The sequence below is a fragment of the Nonomuraea sp. NPDC049784 genome, assembly GCF_040659615.1.
In the GTDB taxonomy this organism is placed as follows: domain Bacteria; phylum Actinomycetota; class Actinomycetes; order Streptosporangiales; family Streptosporangiaceae; genus Nonomuraea.
On record NZ_JBFAMX010000746.1, the window covers coordinates 1 to 4,415 of the forward strand.

4 protein-coding genes and 1 pseudogene are annotated in these 4,415 nt (G+C 72.0%); 4 read left to right on the forward strand and 1 reads right to left on the reverse strand.

Annotated features, from left to right (window positions below; all coding sequences use genetic code 11):
• From AB0J09_RS57490 to thiD, 3 genes and pseudogenes are all read left to right on the forward strand, one after another.
• Positions 1 to 226, forward strand: a pseudogene (locus AB0J09_RS57490) (thiamine-phosphate kinase); the annotation flags it as partial.
• Positions 227 to 351: 125 nt separating this feature from the next.
• Complete coding sequence (locus AB0J09_RS57495) at positions 352 to 2,088, forward strand: hypothetical protein (protein WP_360711388.1); 1,737 nt, start codon at positions 352 to 354, stop codon at positions 2,086 to 2,088.
• A 17-nt stretch (positions 2,089 to 2,105) separates the two neighbouring features.
• Positions 2,106 to 2,891 carry a bifunctional hydroxymethylpyrimidine kinase/phosphomethylpyrimidine kinase gene (thiD, locus tag AB0J09_RS57500; RefSeq protein WP_360711391.1) on the forward strand — a complete coding sequence of 262 codons (786 nt, stop codon included), beginning with the start codon at positions 2,106 to 2,108 and terminating at the stop codon, positions 2,889 to 2,891.
• A 145-nt stretch (positions 2,892 to 3,036) separates the two neighbouring features.
• Here the strand turns inward: thiD and rpmB are convergent, their stop codons facing one another.
• Complete coding sequence (gene rpmB, locus AB0J09_RS57505) at positions 3,037 to 3,222, reverse strand: 50S ribosomal protein L28 (RefSeq protein WP_043618345.1); 186 nt, start codon at positions 3,220 to 3,222, stop codon at positions 3,037 to 3,039.
• A 235-nt stretch (positions 3,223 to 3,457) separates the two neighbouring features.
• On the opposite strand from rpmB, the gene AB0J09_RS57510 reads away from it, so the two are divergent.
• The coding region (locus AB0J09_RS57510) for a DAK2 domain-containing protein (RefSeq protein WP_360711394.1) at positions 3,458 to 4,415 on the forward strand (958 nt) is incomplete at its 3' end.

The following is a 4,415-nucleotide window of genomic DNA, read 5'->3' on the forward strand; positions in this document are numbered from 1 at the left end:
GGCATTCGCGGTGGGGGAGCCCGTGGCCGTCGCGGCCAAGGAACTGGGGGCCGACCCGCTGGAGTGGGTGCTCACAGGCGGTGAGGATCACGCGCTCGCCGCGGTCTTCCCTTCACAGGTACGGCTGCCGCCGTCGTGGCAGGTCGTGGGCCGGGTGGTCGAGGGCGAGGGCGTTCTGGTGTATGGACGCGAGATCGGGCGGCGTGGCTGGGATCACTTTCGGTGACGACTTGTCCCGATTTACGTGAAATTTTCCTGATTTGGGGTGGGACTCAGGGGATTGCTGTGACAACGACGTAGCAAAGGTGTTATGAAGATTGGCGGCCACTGTAACCGCGAGAAAGGGCAGCCATGGGCCGCCACGGCACAGGTGGATCCGACGACGGGGATGAACGGGGGAGCAACAGCGCATTCTGGGGTCCTGACGAGCAGGCCGAGCCGCCGGGCTGGCCCTCGTTGCCGGACGAACCCGAGGTGACGGGCCAGTGGGCTCCCATGCCGCGGCGCACGGACGGGCCGCCGTCGCGCGGGCCGCAGCCCGAGCCGTTCGAGACCACCGGGGCCTTCGCGCTGCCCAACGACCCCGCCGGCGGCTTCCCCCCGGCCAACGACCCTTCGCGTGCCTTCCCGCTGGCGAGACCAGGGGAGGAGGCCGGGCCGTTCGAGACGACGGGTGCCTTCACCCGCCCGTCAGAGTGGGGCCCGGTCGCCGACCGCTCCTTCGACGGTCCGGATCCCGCTGACCGTCCCTTCGCCGGCCCTGCCGACCAGACATCCGTCCTCGGCGGCCCCGACCGGATGCCCGGCCGCGGTCCGATGCCCGGCTCCGGCGCGCCAGATCCCGGGCCCTCGGGCATCTTCGGCGGCGCGCCCAACGACCGGCCCGGGCCTTCCGCCGGGCGGGGCCCCTTCGACGTGCCGGGTCCCTTTGACGGGCCCATGGAGCGCACGGCCTTCTTCGACGGTCCGGACGCGCAGGGCCCGTTTGAGCGCACGGCCTTCTTCGACGGCCCCAACGGGCCAGGTGGCGCCTTCGGTGGGCCGCCCGGCGACCGTACCGGAGGGTTCGACGTGCCCCTGTCGCCTGGCCCGCCCGAGCCGGGGGACGTCAAGGTGGCCGGGGAGCCGACGGCCGTGCAGGCTCCCGCCTGGGCGAACGCCGAGACCGGGTTCCTCGGCTCCGACTGGCCGTCCGACTCCGGCTTCGACGAGCCGGAGGAGCCGAAGGGCCGCCGCGGGCGCCGTAAACCCGGACGCGGCGGCGACGACGTGCTCGCCGCGCCCCCCTCGGGCGGAGGCAAGGGCCGGGTCGCGCTGCTGTCTGTCGCCGCCGTGGCCGTCGTGCTGGGCGGCACCGTGGCGGGCGTCAAGTTCATGAGCTCGTCGAGCGGGACGGGCAAGTGCGCGGATACGACCTGCGCCGCCGTACAGGCGACGGGCAACCAGCCGGGCCCCGAGGTCTCCCAGCCGAGCGAGGAGCAGACCCAGCCCGAGGAGGAGCCGACGGAGGAACCGACCGAAAAGGACACGCCCTCCACGGCCCCCTCGCCGACGGCCTCCTACAGCGCCCGCACGCCGCGGCGCACCTCGTCCGCCACACCGACGCCCACCAAGACCAAGGTGAAGACCTCCTCGAAGCCGACGGAGGACCCGACGCCGCCCGCCGAGGAGAGCGTGTCCGAATCTCCGACCGAAGAGCCGTCGACGCTGGACGACTCCATCACCGACGGCACGTCCAGCGGCGGCGCCACACCCGTCCCCACCGCCACGGGCACCTTCGGGTCCGGTACCGGCGCGATCAACGTCCAGCAGACGATCAAGCAGCAGGTGCTCACCTACCAGGCCACCATGAAGCTCTCGAACACGTCTCGGCAGACGCTCCAGAATCCCACCGTGTCCGTCCCGGTGGAGGGCAAGGTCATAAACGTGGCCGGCGCCCAATGGACCCAGGACGGCGACCTGCTGATCCTGGACCTGTCGGCGTCGCTGGCGTCGGGTGACTCGGTCGCCGTCTCGTTCACCGCCACGGGCAAGGGCGAGAAGGCCGCGAACTGCGGGCTGGTCAGCGGGGAGTGCGCCGTCAGCTGAGTGGTTGGATGGGGGACATGACCCCTCCATGTGTGCTGACCGTCGCCGGCTCCGACTCAGGGGGCGGCGCGGGCATCCAGGCCGACCTGAAGACCATGATGGCCATGGGCGTCCACGGCATGAGCGTCATCGCCGCGGTGACGGCGCAGAACTCGCTGGGCGTCCAGGGCTACTGGGAGCTGCCGCCCGAGGCCGTGCGGGCGCAGCTCGACTCGGTGCTCGGCGACATCGGCGCGCAGGCGGTGAAGACCGGCATGCTGGCCTCACCGGTCCTGGTCGAGACGGTGGCCGGCGTGCTCGGCTCGTACGCCGCCCCGGTGGTCGTGGATCCCGTCGGGGTGTCGAAGCACGGCGACCCGTTGCTCGCGCCCGAGGCCGTCGAGACGGTGCGGACGCGGCTGCTTCCGGTGGCCACCGTGGTGACGCCGAACCTGTGGGAGGTGGAGCAGCTCACGTCCGTCAAGGTAGAGGACGAGGACGGGCTGCGCCGGGCCGCGGACGCCGTACTGGAGCTGGGGCCCGCCTGGGCGCTGATCAAGGGCGGCCACCTGCCGGGGGCGCCGGTCGACCTGCTCACGGACGGTACGAACGAATACCGCTTCGCCGCCGAACGCCTTGACAACCGCCACACCCACGGCACGGGCTGCACGCTGGCCTCCGCCATCGCCTCCCGGCTCGCGCTGGGTGACGACGTGCCCGAGGCGGTGGGCAAGGCGAAGGAGTACGTGACGGGCGCGATCGCCCACGGCTTCCCCTTGGGCAGCGGCATCGGCCCAGTGGACCACGCCTGGCGCTGGCGCTGACCCCAGGCCTGAGACCCCCCTTGGCCGGCCGTCCCGTTGGGCGGCCGGCCAATGAGGGGGTGGGCCCCGTGGCCGCTGGGGAAACGAAAACACGCAAGCCCGCCGCTCCATAAAAGAGCGACGGGCTTGCGTGAAAAGTGTGGGACTAGCGGGTGACCTTGCCCGCCTTGATGCACGAGGTGCACACGTTCAGCTTCTTCGGCGTGCCGCCGACGACCGCGCGAACCGTCTGGATGTTGGGGTTCCAACGACGACGGGTGCGGCGGTGCGAGTGGGACACGTTGTTGCCGAAGGTCGGGCCCTTACGGCAGACATCGCAGACGGAAGCCACGGTTCGCTCCTTAAAACAGTCGATGTAGCCCTGTCCGCTGATGCTTTCCGGGCGGAGGGCATGCCGGGACAACCGGCCAGCCAGACGAGAATATCCGATCCACACCGATGGGCGCGAACTGGAACGCTGGACCGGAGGCCCAGCAGCGATATTCTCCATCGACAACCGTAGCGCATTCGGGCCAGGAGTTCGGCCGGGGGTCGGTTGGTTGGGGAAATACAGTCGGAGGGCGTAGATGAAGATCCTCGACCCGCCCGCGGTGCGCCGCTGGGCCCGCCTCGCCGCTGACGCGCTGGGCCAGGCCAGGGCCGAGATCGACGCGCTCAACGTGTTCCCGGTGGCCGACGGCGACACCGGCACCAACCTGCACCTGACCATGCTGTCCGCGGCCGAGGCCGTCGAGTCGCTCCCCGATGACGTGGACGCGGCCGTGGTGTGGCAGACGCTCTCTTACGGCGCCCTGGTCGGGGCCCGCGGCAACTCCGGGGTGATCGTCAGCCAGGCGTTACGCGGCCTCGCCGAGGTGCTGAAGGACGGCACCGATCTGCGGGCCGGGCTGCTCAGGGCCGCCGTGCTGGCCAGGGAGGCGGTGGCCAGGCCGGTGGAGGGCACGGTGCTGAGCGTGCTGGAGTCCGCCGCGCGAGCCGTACAGGACGTGGACGGGGACGATCTGACGGAGGTGGCGCGGCAGGCGGCGGGCGAGGCCCGCGCTGCGCTGCGCCGCACACCCGGCCAGCTGGAGGTGCTGGCCCGCAGCGGTGTGGTGGACGCGGGCGGCGCGGGGGCGGCGATCGTGCTGGAGACGCTGGCCGCGGTGATCACCGACTCCTACGTCGACCACTACGACGTGCCGGCGCCGACCGCCCGGGTCTCGCCGATGGCCGAGGTGGGCGCGGGGTACGAGGTGATGTACCTGCTGGAGGCCGACGACGCCGCGGTGGCCGCGCTGCGCGAGGAGCTCGACGCCATGGGCGACTCGCTGGTCGTGGTCGGAGGCGGGGGCCTGTGGAACGTGCACGTCCACGTGGCCGAGGCCGGTCCCGCCGTCGAGGCCGGTGTGCGGGCGGGCCGGCCGCACCGGATCAGGATCACGTACCTGGCCGAGCGCACCCACCGTGGCGGCGCGGGCAGGGGCGTGGTGGCGGTGGCCGCGGGCGACGGGATCGCGGCGCTCTTCGAGGAGTGCGGCGCTG